Source organism: Microbacterium sp. CGR1 (genome assembly GCF_001266755.1).
GTDB lineage: Bacteria > Actinomycetota > Actinomycetes > Actinomycetales > Microbacteriaceae > Microbacterium.
In genome coordinates this window covers 2202457-2220883 of the sequence record NZ_CP012299.1, presented here as the reverse complement: position 1 = coordinate 2220883, position 18427 = coordinate 2202457, and the positions used below count along the sequence as shown (strand labels likewise).

General features: G+C 68.1%; 18 protein-coding genes. 13 read left to right on the top strand and 5 right to left on the bottom strand.

The window, feature by feature from the left end:
• Positions 1-55 precede the first annotated feature (55 nt).
• The 11 genes from AKG07_RS10705 to AKG07_RS10660 all read left to right on the top strand — a co-directional run bounded on the left by AKG07_RS10705 (position 56) and on the right by AKG07_RS10660 (position 10181).
• Positions 56-1075 (top strand): LacI family DNA-binding transcriptional regulator, encoded by a 1020-nt coding sequence (locus tag AKG07_RS10705; protein WP_053097905.1) that lies wholly within the window; start codon positions 56-58, stop codon positions 1073-1075.
• The gene (locus AKG07_RS10700; protein WP_053097903.1) at positions 1072-2619 is read left to right on the top strand and encodes a sugar ABC transporter ATP-binding protein; all 1548 of its coding nucleotides are present in this window, start codon (positions 1072-1074) and stop codon (positions 2617-2619) included. The genes AKG07_RS10705 and AKG07_RS10700 overlap by 4 nt, the downstream gene beginning before the upstream one ends.
• A gap of 180 nt (positions 2620-2799) precedes the next feature.
• On the top strand, positions 2800-3795 hold the full coding sequence (locus tag AKG07_RS10695) for a substrate-binding domain-containing protein (RefSeq protein WP_053097901.1): 996 nt from the start codon (positions 2800-2802) through the stop codon (positions 3793-3795).
• Positions 3796-3881: 86 nt separating this feature from the next.
• Positions 3882-5489 carry a sugar ABC transporter ATP-binding protein gene (locus AKG07_RS10690; protein WP_053097899.1) on the top strand — a complete coding sequence of 536 codons (1608 nt, stop codon included), beginning with the start codon at positions 3882-3884 and terminating at the stop codon, positions 5487-5489.
• The gene (locus AKG07_RS10685) at positions 5486-6553 is read left to right on the top strand and encodes an ABC transporter permease (RefSeq protein ID WP_053097897.1); all 1068 of its coding nucleotides are present in this window, start codon (positions 5486-5488) and stop codon (positions 6551-6553) included. Before AKG07_RS10690 ends, AKG07_RS10685 begins: the two co-directional genes overlap by 4 nt.
• A complete protein-coding gene (locus tag AKG07_RS10680; RefSeq protein ID WP_082297904.1) occupies positions 6550-7587 on the top strand; it encodes an ABC transporter permease in 1038 nt (345 codons plus the stop codon). Before AKG07_RS10685 ends, AKG07_RS10680 begins: the two co-directional genes overlap by 4 nt.
• A 166-nt stretch (positions 7588-7753) precedes the next feature.
• Positions 7754-8044 (top strand): type VII secretion target, encoded by a 291-nt coding sequence (locus AKG07_RS10675; protein WP_053097891.1) that lies wholly within the window; start codon positions 7754-7756, stop codon positions 8042-8044.
• Positions 8044-9222, top strand: coding sequence for a putative T7SS-secreted protein (locus AKG07_RS10670; protein ID WP_053097889.1), 1179 nt, complete (start codon positions 8044-8046; stop codon positions 9220-9222). Before AKG07_RS10675 ends, AKG07_RS10670 begins: the two co-directional genes overlap by 1 nt.
• Entirely contained in the window at positions 9219-9356 is a 138-nt protein-coding gene (locus AKG07_RS17875) for a hypothetical protein (RefSeq protein ID WP_171821946.1), read from the top strand. Before AKG07_RS10670 ends, AKG07_RS17875 begins: the two co-directional genes overlap by 4 nt.
• Before the next feature lie 145 nt (positions 9357-9501).
• Positions 9502-9897 (top strand): hypothetical protein, encoded by a 396-nt coding sequence (locus AKG07_RS10665; RefSeq protein WP_233277248.1) that lies wholly within the window; start codon positions 9502-9504, stop codon positions 9895-9897.
• On the top strand, positions 9897-10181 hold the full coding sequence (locus AKG07_RS10660; RefSeq protein WP_053097884.1) for a WXG100 family type VII secretion target: 285 nt from the start codon (positions 9897-9899) through the stop codon (positions 10179-10181). The genes AKG07_RS10665 and AKG07_RS10660 overlap by 1 nt, the downstream gene beginning before the upstream one ends.
• Before the next feature lies 1 nt (position 10182).
• Here the strand turns inward: AKG07_RS10660 and AKG07_RS10655 are convergent, their stop codons facing one another.
• The 4 genes from AKG07_RS10655 to AKG07_RS10640 form a co-directional block, all read right to left on the bottom strand.
• Positions 10183-12051: a beta-L-arabinofuranosidase domain-containing protein gene (locus AKG07_RS10655; RefSeq protein ID WP_150115123.1), complete on the bottom strand. Its 1869-nt coding sequence runs from the start codon at positions 12049-12051 to the stop codon at positions 10183-10185.
• On the bottom strand, positions 12048-12938 hold the full coding sequence (locus tag AKG07_RS10650) for a carbohydrate ABC transporter permease (RefSeq protein WP_082297903.1): 891 nt from the start codon (positions 12936-12938) through the stop codon (positions 12048-12050). The genes AKG07_RS10655 and AKG07_RS10650 overlap by 4 nt, the downstream gene beginning before the upstream one ends.
• Before the next feature lie 5 nt (positions 12939-12943).
• Positions 12944-13849 (bottom strand): carbohydrate ABC transporter permease, encoded by a 906-nt coding sequence (locus AKG07_RS10645; RefSeq protein ID WP_053097880.1) that lies wholly within the window; start codon positions 13847-13849, stop codon positions 12944-12946.
• A 70-nt stretch (positions 13850-13919) separates the two neighbouring features.
• Positions 13920-15218, bottom strand: coding sequence for an ABC transporter substrate-binding protein (locus tag AKG07_RS10640; protein ID WP_053097878.1), 1299 nt, complete (start codon positions 15216-15218; stop codon positions 13920-13922).
• 192 nt (positions 15219-15410) lie between these two features.
• Here AKG07_RS10640 and AKG07_RS10635 point away from each other — a divergent pair, with 192 nt between their 5' ends.
• Positions 15411-16433, top strand: a complete 1023-nt coding sequence (locus AKG07_RS10635; RefSeq protein ID WP_053097877.1) for a LacI family DNA-binding transcriptional regulator — start codon at positions 15411-15413, stop codon at positions 16431-16433.
• A 27-nt stretch (positions 16434-16460) separates the two neighbouring features.
• Here AKG07_RS10635 and AKG07_RS10630 read toward each other — a convergent pair whose 3' ends face one another.
• Positions 16461-17306: an NAD-dependent epimerase/dehydratase family protein gene (locus tag AKG07_RS10630; RefSeq protein ID WP_053097876.1), complete on the bottom strand. Its 846-nt coding sequence runs from the start codon at positions 17304-17306 to the stop codon at positions 16461-16463.
• 57 nt (positions 17307-17363) lie between these two features.
• Between AKG07_RS10630 and AKG07_RS10625 the strand changes: the two genes are divergently transcribed.
• Positions 17364-18377, top strand: a complete 1014-nt coding sequence (locus tag AKG07_RS10625) for a LacI family DNA-binding transcriptional regulator (RefSeq protein WP_053097874.1) — start codon at positions 17364-17366, stop codon at positions 18375-18377.
• The last annotated feature ends 50 nt before the right edge of the window (positions 18378-18427 follow it).

Genomic DNA, 18427 nt, shown 5'->3' with positions numbered 1-18427 from the left:
ACCACCGGGGTTGTTCTCGGTAACATTCTCCGAGGCTCGGCCGACGGAGGTGTGCATGGCGAACGTCGGTTCAGACAAGCCCAACATCCGTCAGGTGGCGACCATCGCGGGCGTCTCGCACATGACGGTCTCGCGTGTTCTCAACGATCACCCGAACATCAAGCCCGACACGAAACGCCGCGTGCTCGAGGCGATCGAGGAGCTCGACTACCGCCCGAACCTCGTCGCGCGGGCTCTCGCCACGCAGCGCACCCGCCGGATCGGCGTGATCGTCGAGAGCGCGGTGGCGCACGGTCCGACCAGCATCCTGCGAGCCGTCGAGCTCTCCGCACGTGCCACCGGATACTCCGTCACGCCGATCGCTCTGCACGAGGGCGACCCGCTGTCTCCGCAGGAGGCGGTCGACAATCTCGTGACCCAGGGAGTCGATGCGCTCTGCGTCATCGCGCCCCGCTCGTCGTCCGTGGCGGCGCTGCGCCGCATCGCCATCACCGTGCCGATGCTGGTCGTCAAGGCAGACGCCGACCCGACGTTTCTCACCGTGTCGATCGACCAGCATGCGGGCACGACATCCGTGGTCGACCACCTCGTCGCGCTCGGCCACCGCGATATCCTGCACCTCTCGGGTCCGCTCGACTGGCTCGACGCGAGGGCGCGGGAGCGGGCCTTCCATTCGCGGGCCAAGTCGTGGGGCATCCGCGAACGGCCCATCGTCGTCGGCGACTGGTCGGCCGACTTCGCCTACGACTTCGCGAAGGGGCTCACGCGGCTGCCCGACTACACGGCGATCTTCGCCGCGAACGACGATATGGCGATGGGGCTGATCCACGGTCTGCACGACCGGGGCTTCGAGGTGCCGCGGGATCTCAGCGTGGTCGGCTTCGACGACATCCCGCTGGCGCGGCACTTCATCCCGCCGCTCACGACGGTGCGCCAGGACTTCGGGGCGCTGGGCGTCGCGGTGGTCGAGATGCTGCGCGCGGCGATCGAAGGGCGGGACATCCCCACGCTCACCCGGATCCCGACCGAGCTCGTCGCCCGCGGCTCATCGGCCGCACCTCGGGAGGTGCGATGACCTCCGACCGTGGTCCCGCGCCGGTCGTGCGGCTTGCGGGCATCACGGTCGAGTTCCCCGGCGTGCGCGCGCTCGACGACGTCGACTTCCGGCTGTTCCCCGGCGAGGTGCATGCCGTCATGGGCGAGAACGCCGCCGGCAAGTCCACCCTGGTCGCGGTGATCACCGGCACCCTCGCGCCGGAGGAGGGCACGGTCCTCGTCGACGGCGAGGCCCGTCGGTTCTCGGGGGTCGCCGACAGTCGAGCGGCGGGGATCGCGACGGTGTTCCAGGAGACCCAGCTGAGCCCGAATCTCAGTGTCGCGGAGAACGTGATGCTCGGGCGGGAGCGCCGAGGACGGTTCGGCATCGACTGGCGGAGGACGAGAGCGGATGCCGCGGAGGCGCTGGCCAGACTCGGGCTCGACGGCCTCGATCCGAAGACGCCGCTCTCTCTGCTCACGCCTGCGCAGAAGCAGCTCGTCGCACTCGCGCGCGCGGTCGTCGACGAGCCGAGGGTGCTCGTCCTCGATGAGCCCACCTCCAGCCTCGACGTCGCCGAGGTCGCGACCCTGATGCGCGTCATCCGCGGTCTGCGGCAGCGGGGGGTCGCGATCCTGTTCATCTCGCACTTCCTCGAGCAGGCGTTCGCGATCAGCGACCGCATGACCGTGCTGCGCAACGGGCGGCGCGTGGGGGAGTATGCGACGCGAGACCTCGACCGGGCCGACCTGATCTCGAAGATGCTCGGCAAGGACATCGACAGCCTCCGAGCGCTCGGCTCTGAGCGCAAGGCCCACCACTACGCGTACGACGGAGAGCCCGCGATGCAGGCGTCCGGTGTGGGGCGACGCGGTGAGCTCGAGCAGATGGATGTCGAGATCCAACGCGGAGAGATCGTGGGCCTCGCGGGGCTGCGGGGTTCCGGGCGCACCGAGCTCGCGTCGCTGCTCAGCGGTTCGGCGCGGGCCGACAGCGGCGAGCTCTGGGTCGACGGCGAACGGGTGCAGCTGCGGAGCCCGTCGGCGGCGCTGCGACACCGGATCGCGCTGTCGGCCGAGAACCGGGGGACGCAGGGCATCATCGGCGAGCTCACGGCGCGCGAGAACATCATCCTGTCGCTGCAGGCGCTGCGCGGGTGGACTCGTCCGCTCTCGCACGCGGAGTCGCGGGGACTCGTCGAGACGTACGTCGAGGCCCTGCATCTGGATCCCGCCGACCTCGACCGCCCGGTCGGCCTGCTCTCGGGCGGAACCCAGCAGAAGGTGCTGCTGGCCCGTGCGCTGGCGGTGCGTCCGCACGTGCTGATCCTCGACGAGCCCACTCGGGGGATCGACATCGCGGCGAAGATCGATGTCCAGAGACGCATCAGCCAGCTCGCCGGTGACGGAGTGGCCGTGGTCTTCATCTCGTCCGAACTCGAAGAGGTGGTGCGGCTGAGCGATCGCATCATCGTGCTGAAGGACCGCGAGAAGATCGGCGAGCTCAGCAACGGTCCCGGTGTGACAGTCGACACCGTGGTCGAGATGATCGCCGCTGAGCTCAGTCACAGCGTCGAGCTGTGATCGGTAACAAGATCTTTCGCTTCCTACATCGGTGATTTTCGTTCGACCTCTTGTGTTCCAGAAATTGTTCCCGGTAACATCACCGCAGGACATGCGATGCAGGTGTCCTGCAATCACGATCGGACCATGACTGGTCCACCACCGCCGGAGTGACCACCGGCATCTCAACGAGGAGAAGAAATGTCCGCGAAGAAGCGCATTCGCATCGCGTTCGGCCTGGCAGCAGTCGGCGCACTCACCATCGGCCTTGCGGCCTGCTCGACCGGCGACTCGGGCGACGGGGGTGGCGACGGCGACGACGTCACCACGGTCGGCTTCGTGGCCGTCGGTCCCGAGGGTGCATGGCGCGAGGCCAACGAGCAGAACATCCAGGACACCTTCACGGAGGAAGCCGGATACGACCTCAAGTACGCACCCGCCACCAACCTCGACCAGAAGTCGCAGATCGACGCGTTCACGTCGTTCGTCGACGAGGGCGTCGATGTGATCCTGCTCTCGGCCACCGAGGCCTCGGGCTGGGAGGACTCGCTCAAGCGCGCACAGGAGGCGGAGATCCCCGTCATCCTGCTCGACCGCGGCATCGAGCCCGACGACGACAGCCTGTACGTCACCCGCATCGCTCCCGACAACGTCGAGGTCGCGAAGGAGGTCGGCACCTGGGCTGCGGCGACGTTCCCCGACGGAGGCAACTACGTCGTGCTCGAGGGCCCGGCCGGCGTCGGCGTCGTGAACGAGCGCAACACCGGCTTCGACGAGGGCCTCGGCGACTCGTCGCTCACCAAGCTCGACGCGCAGACGGCGAACTGGTCGGCGGAAGAGGGCAAGAGCGTCTTCGAGACGATGCTCAAGTCCTCGAACAACGACATCCAGCTCGTGTTCGCACAGAACGACGAGATGGGTCTCGGCGCTGCGCAGGCCGCTGAGGAAGCCGGCCTGGTGGTGGGCGAAGACGTCAAGATCGCCACGATCGACGGCACGAAGAACGCCATGCAGGCGCTCGCCGACGGCCAGCTCAGCTACGTGCACGAGTACAACCCGCTGTTCGGCGAGACGGCCCTCGAGGTCGTCGAGAAGGCTCTCGCGGGTGAAGACGTCGACTCGTACATCGTCGTCCCCAGCGAAGCGTTCGATTCCGCAGAGGCGGCACAGGCCGTGCTCGCCGACCGCAAGTACTGACCCCGCCGCCGGAGCGATCAGCCAGTGAGCCCGGGCGGTGCCGCCACAGCCGCACCGCTCGGGCTCTTCCGGAGGAGGAGACACCGATGAACGAAGCACTGCCCATCGTCGAGATGCGTGGGATCTCGATCGAGTTCCCTGGCGTGAAAGCCCTCGACAAGGTCGATTTCCGGCTGTTCCAGGGCGAGGTCCACGCGCTCATGGGCGAGAACGGCGCGGGCAAGTCGACCCTGATCAAAGCCCTGACCGGCGTCTACCGGATCGACTCCGGGTCGATCGTCGTCGCCGGGCAGGAGCGCAGCTTCGGCGGCGCCGGCGACGCGCAGGATGCCGGGATCTCGACGGTGTACCAGGAGGTCAACCTCGCCCCCAACCTCTCGATCGGCGAGAACGTGATGCTCGGTCATGAGACGCGAGGTGTGTTCGGCATCAACTGGACGGCCACCCACCGTGCTGCGACCGACGCCCTCTCCCGACTCGGCCTGGGGCACCTCGACACCCGCCGGCCGCTCTCGACCCTCTCGATCGCGCTGCAGCAGCTCGTCGCCATTAGCCGCGCGATGGCGATCAAGGCCAAGGTGCTCATCCTCGACGAGCCGACCTCCAGCCTCGACGCCGCCGAGGTCGAGGGCCTCTTCACCGTGATCCGGGCGCTGCGAGACCAGGGGGTCGCGATCCTCTTCGTCTCGCACTTCCTCGATCAGGTCTACGCGATCAGCGACCGCCTGACGGTGCTGCGCAACGGACTGTACGAGGGTGAGTACCTCACCCGGGACCTCGACCGCCACGCTCTCATCTCGAAGATGATCGGCAAGGACCTCGATGCGCTCAAGTCGCTCGGAGGCAATCGCCGCCGCGCGCCGCGCGAGGCCGATGAGAAGCCGCTGCTCGCGGCATCCGGAATCGCACGCCGCGGAGCGGTCGAGGCGACCGACCTCGACATCCGCCCCGGCGAGGTCATCGGGTTCGCCGGGCTGCTCGGCTCCGGGCGCACCGAGCTCGCCCGACTGCTCTACGGCGCCGACCGCACCGACGAAGGCACGATCGAGCTGCATGGACGCCGGGTCGACCTCAAGTCGCCCGCCGATGCGCTGCCTCGTCGGATCGCCTTCTCGACCGAGAACCGCCGCGACGAGGGGATCATCGGAGACCTGACCGTGCGCGAGAACATCATCCTCGCCGTGCAGGCGGAGCGCGGATGGGCGCGTCCCATGAGCCGCAAGGAACAGGATGCGATCGTCGACCGCTACATCGCGCAGTTCAACGTCCGTCCGGCCGACCCCGACCGGATGATCAAGAACCTCTCCGGCGGCAACCAGCAGAAGGTGCTGCTCGGCCGCTGGCTCGCCACGCAGCCCGAGCTGCTGATCCTCGATGAGCCGACCCGCGGCATCGACGTGGGTGCGAAGGCCGAGATCCAGGAGGCGGTGGCCGAGCTCGCCGAAGACGGCGTCGCCGTGGTGTTCATCTCTTCCGAGCTCGAAGAGGTCGTACGCCTCTCCGAGCGGATCGTCGTGCTGAAGGACCACCGGAAGATCGGCGAGATCCAGAACGGACCGGACGTCACCGCGCAGGTGATCGTCGATGTGATCGCCGCTCACGGAGTCGAGGCCGCTGCCGAGACGCTCGACGACACCGACGGCGCCGTGCCCGATAGCATCGCCCCCACGACCGACAAGGAGGCAGCGCGATGACCGCGTCAGCCGGCACCACCATCTGGCGGGACCTGATCCACAAGCCGTTCTTCTGGGGCATCGTCGCGATCTTCGCGCTGCTCGCCCTGAACGTGATCAAGGACCCGACGTACCTCGCGCTCTCGATCAACCCCAACAACGGCAACCTCGTCGGCAACCTCATCGACATCCTGCGCCAGGCGGCGCCGATCATGATGATCGCGATCGGGATGTCGCTCGTGATCGCCACCGGTGGCATCGACCTCTCGGTCGGATCTCTGATGGCCGTCGCCGGAGCCGTCTCGATGGAGTTCCTCAGCGCCGCAGGCGACTCCTTCGGCGCAGCGCTCGCCGCGGTAGGACTCGCGCTGGTCATCACCGGCATCCTGGGGGCGGTCAACGGCGTCCTCGTCGCCTATGTCGGCCTGCAGCCCTTCATCGCCACGCTCGTGCTCATGCTCGCCGGCCGAGGCATCGCCAAGGTGATCACCGGCGGGCAGAACACGACGGCATCCAACGATGCGTTCCGGTGGATCGCGAACGGCTTCGTGATCGGCATCCCCGTGGTGTTCATCCTCGCGGTGCTGATCGTTATCGCCGTCGGCTGGGTCGTCAGGCGCAGCGCGCTGGGCCTCATGATCGAGGCGATCGGCATCAACCCCCGGGCCAGCCGCATGGCGGGTATCAAGCCGAAGGGACTGCTGCTCACGGCCTACATCATGAGCGGCATCCTCGCCGGGATCGCGGGCATCATGTCGGTCGGCAGCGTCATGACCGTCGACATCTCCCGCACCGGCTACCAGCTCGAGCTCGACGCGATCCTCGCGGTCGTCATCGGCGGCGCATCGCTGGCGGGTGGCAAGTTCTCACTCAGCGGCGCCTTCGTCGGCGCGTTGCTCATCGCGACCCTCGACAAGACCGTGCTGTATCTCGGCGTCTCGTCGTCGGCGACCCCGGCGTTCAAGGCCATCGTGATCGTCGTGCTGTGTCTGCTGCAGTCGCAGCGCGTGCGAAGCTGGTTCCGGACGCGACGCAGAGCCCGCCCGGTCGAACAGATCATCGCGAAAGAAGAGGTGTCCGCATGAGCGTCATGACCGCCCCTCCGGCCCCTCGGGCGACGGAGAGCGTCGCCGACCGTCTGCGACGCATGATCACGGCGAACCCCTCGGTGCTGCCGACGATCGCCTCGGTGGTCATCTTCGTCGGCATGGTGATCTTCGGCGAGGTGGCCTACGGCCGCATCCTGCAGTTCAACACGCTGTCGAACCTGCTCATCAACAATGCGCACCTCATCGTGCTCGCGGTCGCGCTGACCTTCGTGATCCTCACGGGCGGCATCGACCTCTCGGTGGGATCGATCATCGCGGTCTCGTCGGTCGCCGGTGTGATGCTCTCGAACGCCGGCTGGAACGCCTTCGCCGTGATCGTCGCGATGATCGGCATCGGAGTGCTCTTCGGCATCGTCTCGGGAGTGCTGATCCGGTACTTCGACGTGCAGCCCTTCATCGCGACACTGGCGATGATGTTCCTCGGTCGGGGCCTCGCCTCGCTGCTCAGCACCAAGCCCGAGCGGCTGGGTGAGGAGTCGCCGATCCGCTGGATCGGCACCCAGCTGAAGATCATCGACGGCCCGAAGGTCAACGACCTCGTGATCACCCCCGCAGTGCTCATCGCGGTGATCGTCGTGGCCGCCGCGTTCTTCGTTCTGCACCGCACGCGCACCGGCCGCACCGTGTACGCGATCGGAGGATCGGAGAGCTCGGCGCTGCTCATGGGTCTGCCCGTGCAGCGCACCAAGGTGCTCGTCTACGTGATCAGCGGCGGTCTCGCCGGTCTCGCGGCGGTGCTCTACACCGCACGACTCGGCACCGCTCAGAACATCACCGGCATCGGGTGGGAGCTCGACGCGATCGCCGCGGCAGTGATCGGCGGCACCGTATTGACAGGGGCTTACGGATACGTGCTCGGCTCGGTCGTCGGTGCGCTGGTGCTCGGTCTGATGAACGTGCTCATCACGCGTGACGGAGGCATCCCGCCCGAGATGACGACGATCATCACGGGCGGCATCCTGCTCGTGTTCGTGCTGCTGCAGCGGGCGGTGACACGCAAACGGGAGTAGCTTCCGCTCCGTCGCCTGAATGGCCCCATCTCGCACCGAGGTGGGGCCATTCGCATGTCTGAGCACCCTGAAGGTCCCATCTCGGAACACCGGTATTCGAGCTGCGGATGTTGATTACGTCCTCATATGAAGACGTAACGTTGTCGTTCGTGACCGATGGCGTGCGATGACGGATGTGGAGACCGACGAGCTGCGCGCCTTCGCGACGAAGGCCGCCAGTCTGCGGGGCGACTTCGGCTCGGCGGTGGTCGCGCAGTCGTCCGGGCTGGGCGCACGCTCGATCACCGCGGCGGTGGCGCGATTCGGCGACGCATGGACGACGGCACTGGGGCGCCGTCTCGCGGACGTCGACATGGTGGCGGAGAACCTGCGGCAGACCGCCGAGGTGTTCGACCGGGGCGATGAGGCGTCGAGCAGCGAACTCGACCAGATGATCTGGGCCGAGAGCGACTACTGATGTCCGAGCTGGGGACGACGAACGACCCGGTCGCGCTGATACCGGGCTCGTATGCCGCAGCGCATACGGTCGCGTCCGCGTGGCGGTCTCGGTCCGAGGCCGCCACTGCCCTTCGGGACGGGTTGCGGGGCCTCGAGGTCGATTCCGCGTGGACGGGGTACCCGTATGAGAAGTACCTCGAGCGGGCGGAATACGTGCGGTCGTCATGGCAGAGGTGCGGCGAGTACTTGATGAGTGGCGCCGCCGCTCTGTCGGCCTATGGCGATGCTCTGCGATGGGCGCAGGACGAAGCCGCACGCGCCATCGACCTGTGGGAGCAGGCGGAAGCAGCGACGATCGCTTCACGCCAGGAGCACCAGGTGAAGGTGCGTGAGCTGGAACGCGACCTTCACCTGCGACACGTCGAACTCGACGTCCCGTTCGTCGACGGCGGCGCGGACCTGCGCCCGCAGGCGGTCGACGTCTTGACGAACGCACGGGGTGTGCTGGATCGCTACGCCGTCGACGCTGCCAACGCCATCCACGCAGCGGCGGATGCCGCGCCCCTGCAGACGCCGAAGCAGGCCGAAGGCGCGACGAACTGGGCAGTCGTCGGGGCGATCGGCTCGATCATGTTCGAGACCGCTGTACTCGACCCGGCGATCGAGCAACTGAACTTCATCGCCTCGATGGGCAACGCGCTCATCAACCACCCCGACATCCTCCTCGAACTCCTCGGCGGAGTCGCGCTCGTGGTCGGTGGCGGCACGATGATCGGCGGCGGAGGTGCGCTCGCGATCACCGGGGTCGGCGCAGCCCCGGGTGGCGGCCTGGCGTGGGCCGGCGCGGGGGTCGTCGGGGCCGGGGTCGCGGCTGCCGGGCACGCCGGCATTCGCTGGATGAACGAGGCGGCCGGTGACGACGCGGCCTCCGTCGCCCGACGACCGCCGCCGCATCCCGAGTATGGGGGTCGGGACATCAAGGGCCATTGGAACGGAGACGGGCAAAGACCCTGGGTCGACACCGAGAAGATCGGGCTCGACGAGTCGCGGATGATGTCGGAACGGATGTCATCCGCGACAAGGTGCGTGCGACGATCGAGGGGTACCATCACCGGCCTGGAATGGCTTCGGATCAACACCGATACTTTGATGGCCTTTACAGTAACGGCGACGGGACTTGGACAGCGATCGAAGTGAAGGGCGGTACCGGGTCCCGTGATGCGGCGCAGGAGGAATTCGACGCAATGGTCAGTCGCGAGCGGCCCGCGATCGCGACGCTGAACGGCCAGCCCATCCGGATCGTGGATGTGATCCTCAAACATGTTCCGTGAACCTGCCGGCCGCCAACGCCGAGAAGAGAGTCACCGTATGGCCATCACACGCACACACGTCACACAGCGAAACGGCTACAGTCGCATGGCGTTGATCGATAGTGTCCGCCCGTATCCGGATCAGATCCGATTCTCGTTGAGCCGGATGAATGGGTCATCGTTCTGGGCGTGGGGCCTGTGGCGGGCGCCGGAAGGAGCCGACCTTCTCCGAGATCTGCCGTTCAGTGAGGAGTACATGCAGTGCGCGGGAACCGCTGACGCACTGGCGCTGGAGGTGCGCCGTATCGAGGCCGACGGCACTCCCCACCAGTACGCGATCGGCAAGCCCGGCGGCGACCGCACAGGCGAGCCCACCGAGGTGATCCACTACGACGACGGTCGCCACAGCACCACGGTCTACCCGCACGAGGTCTTCACCGCCGACGAGGCGGCGGTCGTCTTCTACACGTATTTCCTCACCGACGACGTGTCTCAGCCCTACGAGCTCCGCGATCTGCACCTGAGCTGGCCGAAACCCGGCGCCGAAGAGGGCGACGACTGATGCGCATCCGTGTCGAGCACGAACCGCTCCCCCAGTCGATCGCGACGCTGGCCGACACCGCGCAGCATATCCGAGCGCTCCTCGACGACCTGGACGCCGAAGCAACCGGGCTGAGGCACCTGTGGACCGGGGCCGCCCAAGATGCCTACTCCCGCGCTCACCGCGAATGGAACGAGTGTGCCGGCGACATGCAGACCGCTCTCACCAGCGCCGCCACCGCGGCCGCCCGCGCGCAAGCACGCACTCGCGAGGCCGAGGCTCACGTCGCCGACCTCTGGAGCTGAATCACACCGTCGGAATCCAGACCCGCATGGTCGACGGACCGCGCCGCGCCCAGTCGTGATAAGCGATCAAGGGGGCGTCGACCGTCTCGCCGGTCGAGCGGTGGCGCACCGGCAGCACCACGTGACCGTCGCGCTCGACGGGCTCCCCGGCCGCGACCGCGTCGCCGATGTCGCCGCCGAGGTCGATCGACTCGAGTGCCAGCACCTCGGGGCCGCGTTCGATCGCGACGCTGCCGCGCACGGCATCCACCATCGGATGCGGTGATGTGGTCCTCGCCACGATCGGCAGGTTCAGTTCGACGATGTCGCCGACGCGGAACGCACGAGCGACTTCGACCGCACCCGGAGGTGCAGGCAGCTCCGTGACCTCATTCCCGCTGTGCACACGCGCCGTTGCTCGCGACGCCCACGACGGCACGCGAAGCGTCAGCGCGAACTTCGCGTCCTCGGTGATCGTGACGCGAACATCGCCCTTCGCCGGGTAGCCCGTCGAGACATCGAACGCGACGATCCGGCCGTCCGGCAGTGTCGTGCGCACGGTCGACGGTGCGTACTGATGCAGCTGCACGCCGTCATCATCGGCCGTCGCGACATACGCGGAGAGGCTCGCGAACGTGCGCGCCACATTCGGCGGGCAGCACGACACCTCGAACCACGGCGCGCGCAGCGATGACGAGGCGCGCGGCGACGTGGCATCCGGATCCGCCGGGATCCCCGGCGTGCGCTGATGCAGGGTGTTGGCGTAGAAGAACGAGCGCCCGTCGTCACCGGGCGAGGTCGCGACGACGTTGAACAGGGTCCGCTCGATCAGGTCGGCGTACTGCGCCTCACCGGTCGCGAGCAGCAGCCGCCACGAGAACATGATCGACCCGATGCCGGCGCAGGTCTCGGAGTAGGCGCGATCCGGCGGCAGCTCCCAGTCGTCGCCGAAGGCCTCGTCCTGATGGTGCGACCCCTGGCCCCCCGTCACATAGGTGCGGCGTTCGACCGTGCGATCCCACTGCGACCGCAGGGCGTCGAGCAGCGAGTCGTCGGAGAGCTCGGCGGCGACGTCGGCCGCGGCGGAGGACAGGTAGTTCGCCCGCACGGAGTGCCCGCGAAGAGCCTCGGCGTCGCGCACCGACACGTCGTCCTGGAAGTAGCTGCGCCCCCACTCGATCTCGCCGAGCGACCCGCGACCGTGCCGCTCGACGAACAGCGCGGCCTGATCGATGTAACGCTGCTCGCCGAGCGCTCGGCCGAGCTCGGCAAGCCCCGCCTCGACCTCGGCATGCCCGCAGATCGCGTCCCGGCCGTCGACGCCGAACTCGCGGCAGATGAGGTCGGCGGCGCGGCGGGCGATGTCGATCAGACCGTCGTCGGCATCCGGTCTCGTGCGCACCCGGGCGACGGCCGCCTGGAACAGGTGTCCGAGGCAGTACAGCTCGTGCCCCCACTGCAGCGCAGACCAGCGTTCGTCCTGGCCCTCGCGGCCGAACATCGTGTTGAGGTACCCGTCGGGCTCCTGCGCGGCGGCGACCCGGTCGACGACCCGGCGGAATCGCTGCTCGAGGTCGCTGTCGGCTGCGGCATCCGTCCGCCCGATCTCCCACGCCAGCGCCTCGAGGTACTTGTAGATCTCGGAGTCGGCGAACTCGCGTCCCCGACGCCCGTCCGGCAGCGTGCCGGCGGCGGCGAGGTCGAAGTTGGGCAGCCATCCCTCGGACTCGAGTCGCGACTCGATGTGGCTGAGAGTGGCAGTGCCGTTGACGGCCTGGCGGTCGGCCCAGAACCCTCCGGTGATGCGCACCTCGTCGAGGCCGAGCGGGCGCAGACGCCCGTGCGTGGGAACCACCGGGGCGGCCGGTGCAGTGGTGTCGAACATGGTCATCCCTTGAAGGCGCCGGACATGAAGCCGCGCACGTAGTGTCGTTGCAGGATCAGGAAGAGCAGGATGCAGGGGAGCGCCAGCACGACGACTCCCGCCTCGGTGGCGCCGTAGTCGACGACGCCCTGCACCTGTCCGCGGAGGTTCGCCACCGCGAGCGGCAGCGTCATACGGTTGGTGTCGTTGATGAGGATCAGCGGTGCCATGAAGTCGTTCCAGGCGGTGAGGAACGCGAACAGCCCGACGGTCACGAGCCCGGGCTTGACGGCGGGGAGCAGCACCCGCCACAGGGCGCCCCAGCTCGAGCATCCGTCGACCATCGCCGCCTCGTCCATCTCCCGCGGGATCGACTCGAACGAGATGCGCATCATGAACATCGAGAACGGCAGCTGGAACATCGTGATCACCAGCGCGACGCCGACCAGCGAGTTCTGCAGGCCGACCGCATTGAGGATCACGTAGAGCGGAATGAGCAGGGTCGCATACGGCACCATCAGGATGGCGAGGGTGAGGAGGAACAGTGCGTTCTTGCCGGGGAACGAGAAGCGCGCGAACGCGTATCCGCCCAGCAGCGAGATGAACAGGGTGAGCGCGACGGTGAGCACCGAGACGAAGAGCGAGTTGCCCAGATACACCCAGATGCCGGCCTGGTATTCGCCGAGGGCCGCGTAGTTGCCGAAGCCCCAGCCGTCGGTCTGGCTGGTGCCGGCCATCGGGCTGACCGACGAGACGCCGGTCCAGATGAGCGGATAGAGGAAGATCACGGCCAGCGCGGTCGTGAACACCCAGTACGGGATGCCGAGGACGACGCGAGCGGCCTTCGAGCGATAGCGCGGCGGGGTCGGCTGATGGTTCGGAGCGACGATCGTGCGCGTCAGCGTCTGGGACATGATTCTCAGCTCTCATCCGTGCGGCGGAACGCGCGCAGTTGGAAGACGTTGATGACGATGAGTGCGAGCAGCACGATCACCGAGAGGGCGCCGGCGATGCCGAGGCTGTTCTGCCCCTGGAATGCGACGTTGTAGATGAGCTGCACGACGGTCATGGTGCTGTTGTCGGGGCCGCCCTTGGTGAGGATGTAGAACTGCTCGAACGCGAGCAGCGACCCGGTCACGCACATCACTGTCGTGAGCGCGAAGGTCGGCTTGAGCAGCGGCACGGTGATGTCGCGGAAGGTCTGCCAGCGGTTCGCACCGTCGATGCGGGCGGCTTCGTAGACGTCATCCGGGATTCCCTGCAGGCCCACCAGCATCAGCAGCATGTAGAAGCCCGCGTATCGCCAGACGATCAGGAAGATGGTCGACCACAGTGCGCCCTCCGGCGTGCCGAGGAACGTGATGCCCCACGACTTCATGAGGTTCGCGAACGGGCCGGCGATGGGGGAGTACAGCACGTAGAAGAGCAGTGACGCGGATGCCAGGCCGAGCGCGCTGGGGATCAGGAAGGCCGTGCGCAGGAACCCCTTCCAGCGGGTGGACTCCTGCACGAGCAGGGCCAGGCCGAGCCCGAGTCCGATCAGGATCACGGTCGTGATGACGGTGTAGAGCAGGGTGAAGCGGATCGAATCCCAGAAGAGGCGGTGCGTGACGGCATCCGCATAGTTCTCCGGGAAGTTGATTCCCTGGTTGCCGCTCAGCAGGGGCCAGTCCGAGGCCGACATCTGCAGCACCAGCACCAGCGGCACGATGAACAGCAGGGCGACGAAGATCGCCGTGGGGGCCGCGTACAGCCAGCCCTGCACCGGGCCGCCGAAGGCGGTGCGCCGTCTGCGGCGATGCAGCGGGAGTGTGGCCTGGGTCATCACGTTCTCTTTCGATGGGGGACTGACGAGGGGGGATGCGGGGGCGACGCGGCGCGCCGCCCCCGCATGATCACTGCGACAGGATCGCCGTGATCTCCTCGTTGTCGGCGGGCACCGAGTCGTCGCCGTTGAGCACGGCGTTGCGCACCAGGGTGAGCCACGGGCTGCCCGGGGCGTTGAACGCCTGCTGGAAGTTCAGGGCCACCGGGGTGTCGCCCTGGGCTGCGACCTCGTTGATCGTCACCAGTCGGGGATCGGCGGCCGCATACTCGTTGTCGGCCAGGTCTCCGCGGGAGACGGCGTTGCCGTCTTTCGCGAGCACCTCGACCTGGGCGTCCTCGGACATCATCCAGTTGAGGAAGTTCCAGGCCTGCGCGGCCTTCTTCGAGTCCTTCGAGATGCCGATGCCGTCGCCGCCGACGAACGTCGAGGCGCCGCCGTCGACACCGGGGATGCCGGCGACTCCCGCGTCGAACTCGAGCGAGGGGAGCAGCGTCGCGGGGAACGGCATCACGCCGACCTTGCCCTCGCTGAACGCGGCGGTCCAGGTGGGGCCGGCCTCATCGGTCGAGCTCGGGAGAACCGCACCCGCCTCTTCGAGGCCTGCCCACGTGTCGTAGACGGCCTGAGCCGAGTCGCCGTCGAGCAGGGACTCGGTGCCGTCGTCGCTCATGACCTCGTCGCCCGATGCCCAGATGGAGGGGAACCAGGTGAAGACCAGGCATCCACCGCAGTTGAGGCCGGTCGCGGTGCCGTAGGTGTCCGGCTTGTTCAGCGCCTGCACGGCCATGGCCGCTTCGGCGAACTCGTCGAGCGTGGCAGGCGCCTTCTCGGGGTCGAGGCCGGCCTCGGCGAAGAGCTCCTTGTTCCAGAAGAGCATCGAGAGGTCGAGGGCGAACGGCAGCACGTACTCGGCGCCGTCGACGGTGCCGGCCGACAGGTGCCCGGGGTTGATCTCGTCCTTGAAGTCGAGGGCGTCGATCTGCTCGGACATGTCCTGGAACAGGCCCTGCTGCGCCCAGTTCGGTACGTAGACGATGTCGGCGGCGAAGAGGTCGGGCAGGCCGCTCGACCCTGCGGCGGCGCCGACTTTCGCGACGTAGTCGTCGTTGGGCACGACTGTCAGCTCGACCTGGTTCTCGTGGCTGTCGTTGTAGGCGTCGACGAGCAGCTTGGCCTGGCGCTCGATCGGCGCGCGGGTCCACAGTGTCAGGGTCGTGCCGTCGTCGGTGCCTTCGGCGGGGATGGGCTCGTCGGAGGCGGCGTCATCGCCGGCGGGTGCGCAGGCGGCGAGTCCGCCGACGAGCAGGCCGGCCGCGATGACGGCGGCTGCTGCCCGACGTGCGGCGTGGGTGCGAATGGTGTTCATGGGCGGGGGCTCCTCTGGGCTCGTCCTCGAGCGGGTGCGGTGTGGCGCTTCGGCAGTGCAGCGCCGGGAGTGGAGATGAGGGTGAAGATCAGGTTCTTCGAAAGTTACGAAAACCCTTTCGAAAAGGTATAGCGTGGTTTCGGAGGGCGCGTCAACCCTCGTTCCGATAACCTTTCAGCACGAAGGAGTGGGATGACGGATACGACTGGAGCACGAGCTGCGACCCTCAGTGACGTCGCCGCGCGCGCCGGAGTCTCGATCTCGACCGCATCCAAGGCGCTGAACGATCGGGGCGACGTATCGGTCGCCACCCGCGCCAAGGTGCGCGCGATCGCCGAGGAGCTGTCCTTCACCCCCAATGCCATGGCGCGAGGACTCCTCGCCGGGCGCACCGGCACGGTCGGCCTTCTCACCAGCGACCTCGAGGGCCGCTTCATGCTGCCGATCCTCATGGGCGCGGAGGATGCGTTCGGCGCAGGTCGCATCAACGTCTTCCTGTGCGATGCGCGAGGTGACGCGATCCGTGAGCAGCACCACCTGAAGGAGCTGCTGAGCCGCAGGGTCGACGGCATCATCGTCGTCGGCCGTCAGACGGATCCGCGCCCCTCGCTCGGGCAGGAGATCCCCGTGCCCGTGGTCTACGCGTACGCCCCCTCGGATGACCCGCGCGACCTCTCATTGACCCCCGACAACTACGCGGGCGGGCGTCTCGCGATCGAGCACCTGTTGGCCTGCGGACGTCGGCGCATCGCGCACATCTCGGGCGACCCGACCTATGCCGCAGCCCAAGACCGCCTCGCCGGCGCCAGAGCGGCACTTGGCGAGGCGGGTCTCGAACTCGTGGGCGAGCCCATGTTCTCGGAGTGGACCGAGCACTGGGGTCGGGATGCCGCGGCGATGCTGCTGCAGCGGCATCCGGACATCGACGCCGTGTTCTGCGGATCCGACCAGATCGCTCGCGGTGTGCTCGACTCGGCCCGCGATCTCGGCCGCACCGTGCCGGACGACCTCGCGGTGATCGGCTACGACAACTGGGAAGTGCTCGCGACCAACGCCCGGCCCGAGCTCACCAGCATCGACGCGAACCTGCAGCAGCTCGGTCGTCAGGCGGCGCTGCGGGTGTTTGATGCGATCGACGGCATCGACATCGGCGAAGGCGCGCACCACCTGCCGGTGCGGCTCGTGATCCGCGGATCGACCATCGCCCGGCGCTGAGGGGCGCTCGCGCGTGCCGGAGTTAGTTCAGGCGTCGTCGCGCCAGGAGTGCTGCGGATCGAACCCGAGCACGCGGCGGGCCTTGTCGATCGACAGCAGCGTCTCGTTCGGGCCGAACTCGCGGGCGACCGGCACATCGGGGAAGACCTCGGCGAGCAGCTCGGCGTTCGGACGCGTCATCACCGTATCGGCCGCCGCGATGATGAAGTTGTCGAACCCGGGTGCCGCCACCTCGAGCGCACGCTCCACCGCCTGCGCACCGTCGCGGGCGTCGATGTATCCCCAGAGGTTCCACTTACGGCGCAGCGCATCGGCGTCGAAATCGGGGAACTCGGCGTAGTCCTCGGGGTTCATCACGTTCGAGAACCGCAGTGCGGTGATCGACAGGTCGGGATGCCAGCGCACGAGCTCCCTCGCGAGCTGCTCCTCGAGGGTCTTCACGAGCGAGTAAACCGACTCGGGGCGGGCGGGGTAGTCCTCGTCGACCGGCACGTAGGGCGGCGGCACGTCGAATGGCAGGCCCAGCACGGTCTCACTCGAGGCGTAGACGACACGGCGGATGCCGAGGCGCACCGCCGCCCAGAAGACGTTGAACGTGGCGGGCATGTTGTTGTGGAAGGTGGCGACGTCGCTGCGGATGCCGGGCGCCGGGATCGCGCCGAGATGCACCACGGCGTCGATGCCGTCGTGCCGGTCGCCGACGGCCGTGAAAGCATCCACGACCTGGCCGTAGTCCGTGAGGTCGACCTGCACGAAGTCAGGGCCGCGGGTGCCCGAGACGTCCATGCCGATGACCTCGTGTCCGTGAACGCGGAGCTCCCGCGCGACGACGCTGCCGAGCTTGCCCGATGATCCGGTGAGTGCGATGCGCATGTCACCAGAGTGGCACGAAGACGAGGCGCCGGGGCCGCTCGGCATACACTCGTCGGCGTGAGTGACACGAGCAGCGAGCCCCGCCGCACCGTCGGCGTGCGTGACGTCGCCGTGCGCGCAGGGGTGTCTCGGCAGACGGTGTCGCGCGTGCTCAACGACCACCCCGAGGTCGCCGCCGAGACTCGCGAACGGGTGCTTGCCGCGATGACCGAGCTCGGCTACCGCATGAACAACGCGGCCAGAGCGCTGGGCACCCGCCGCTCCCGCACCCTCGGGGTGCTCGCCACCGACGCACTGCACTATGGCCCGTCGCGCAGCATCGCAGCGCTCGAGGCGTCGGCCCGCGAGGTCGGCTACTGGCTGAGTGCGGCCTTCGCAGATGCGGGGGACACGGATGCCGTGGTCGCCGCGGTCGACCACCTCGTCATGCAGGGAGTCGAGGGCATCGTCGTCGTCGCGCCTCACGCCCACACCCTCGACGCGCTCGACTCGGTGCGCATCGGCGTGCCCGTCGTCACCCTGCACGCAGCCGATCGCGGCGCACGCGGCCTCTCGGTCGATCAGGAGGCCGGGGCTCGACTCGCCGTCGCGGCACTCGCCGACGCCGGGCACACACGCATCGCGCACCTCGCCGGCCCCGCCGACTGGCTCGAGGCCGAGTCCCGCGCTGAGGGGTTCCAGGTCGAGCTCGCCGCACGAGGACTCGCCGCCGGACCGGTCATCGAGGGCGACTGGACCGCCGGCTCGGGCTACGCAGCGGCTCGTGCCGTGCGCGACTCGGGTGTGACAGCGGTATTCGCAGCGAACGACCAGATGGCCCTCGGTCTGCTCGGCGGTCTGCAGGAAGTCGGGCTCTCGGTGCCGGGGGACATCAGCGTGGTCGGTTTCGACGACACTCCGGACGCCGCGTACTACTGGCCGAAGCTCACGACCGTGCGGCAGGACTTCTCGGAATTGGCGCGTCGTGCGGTGGCGGCGGTGCTGGCGGGCAGTGCCGGAGCCGCGGCATCCGACCTCGCGCCGGTGGCACCCGTGCTCGTGACCCGCGATTCGGTGGCGCCGCCGCGCTGAACGGCGCCAGGGTGTGTGCCGGCGCGGTGCGGGGTCAGTTCTGCATGTGC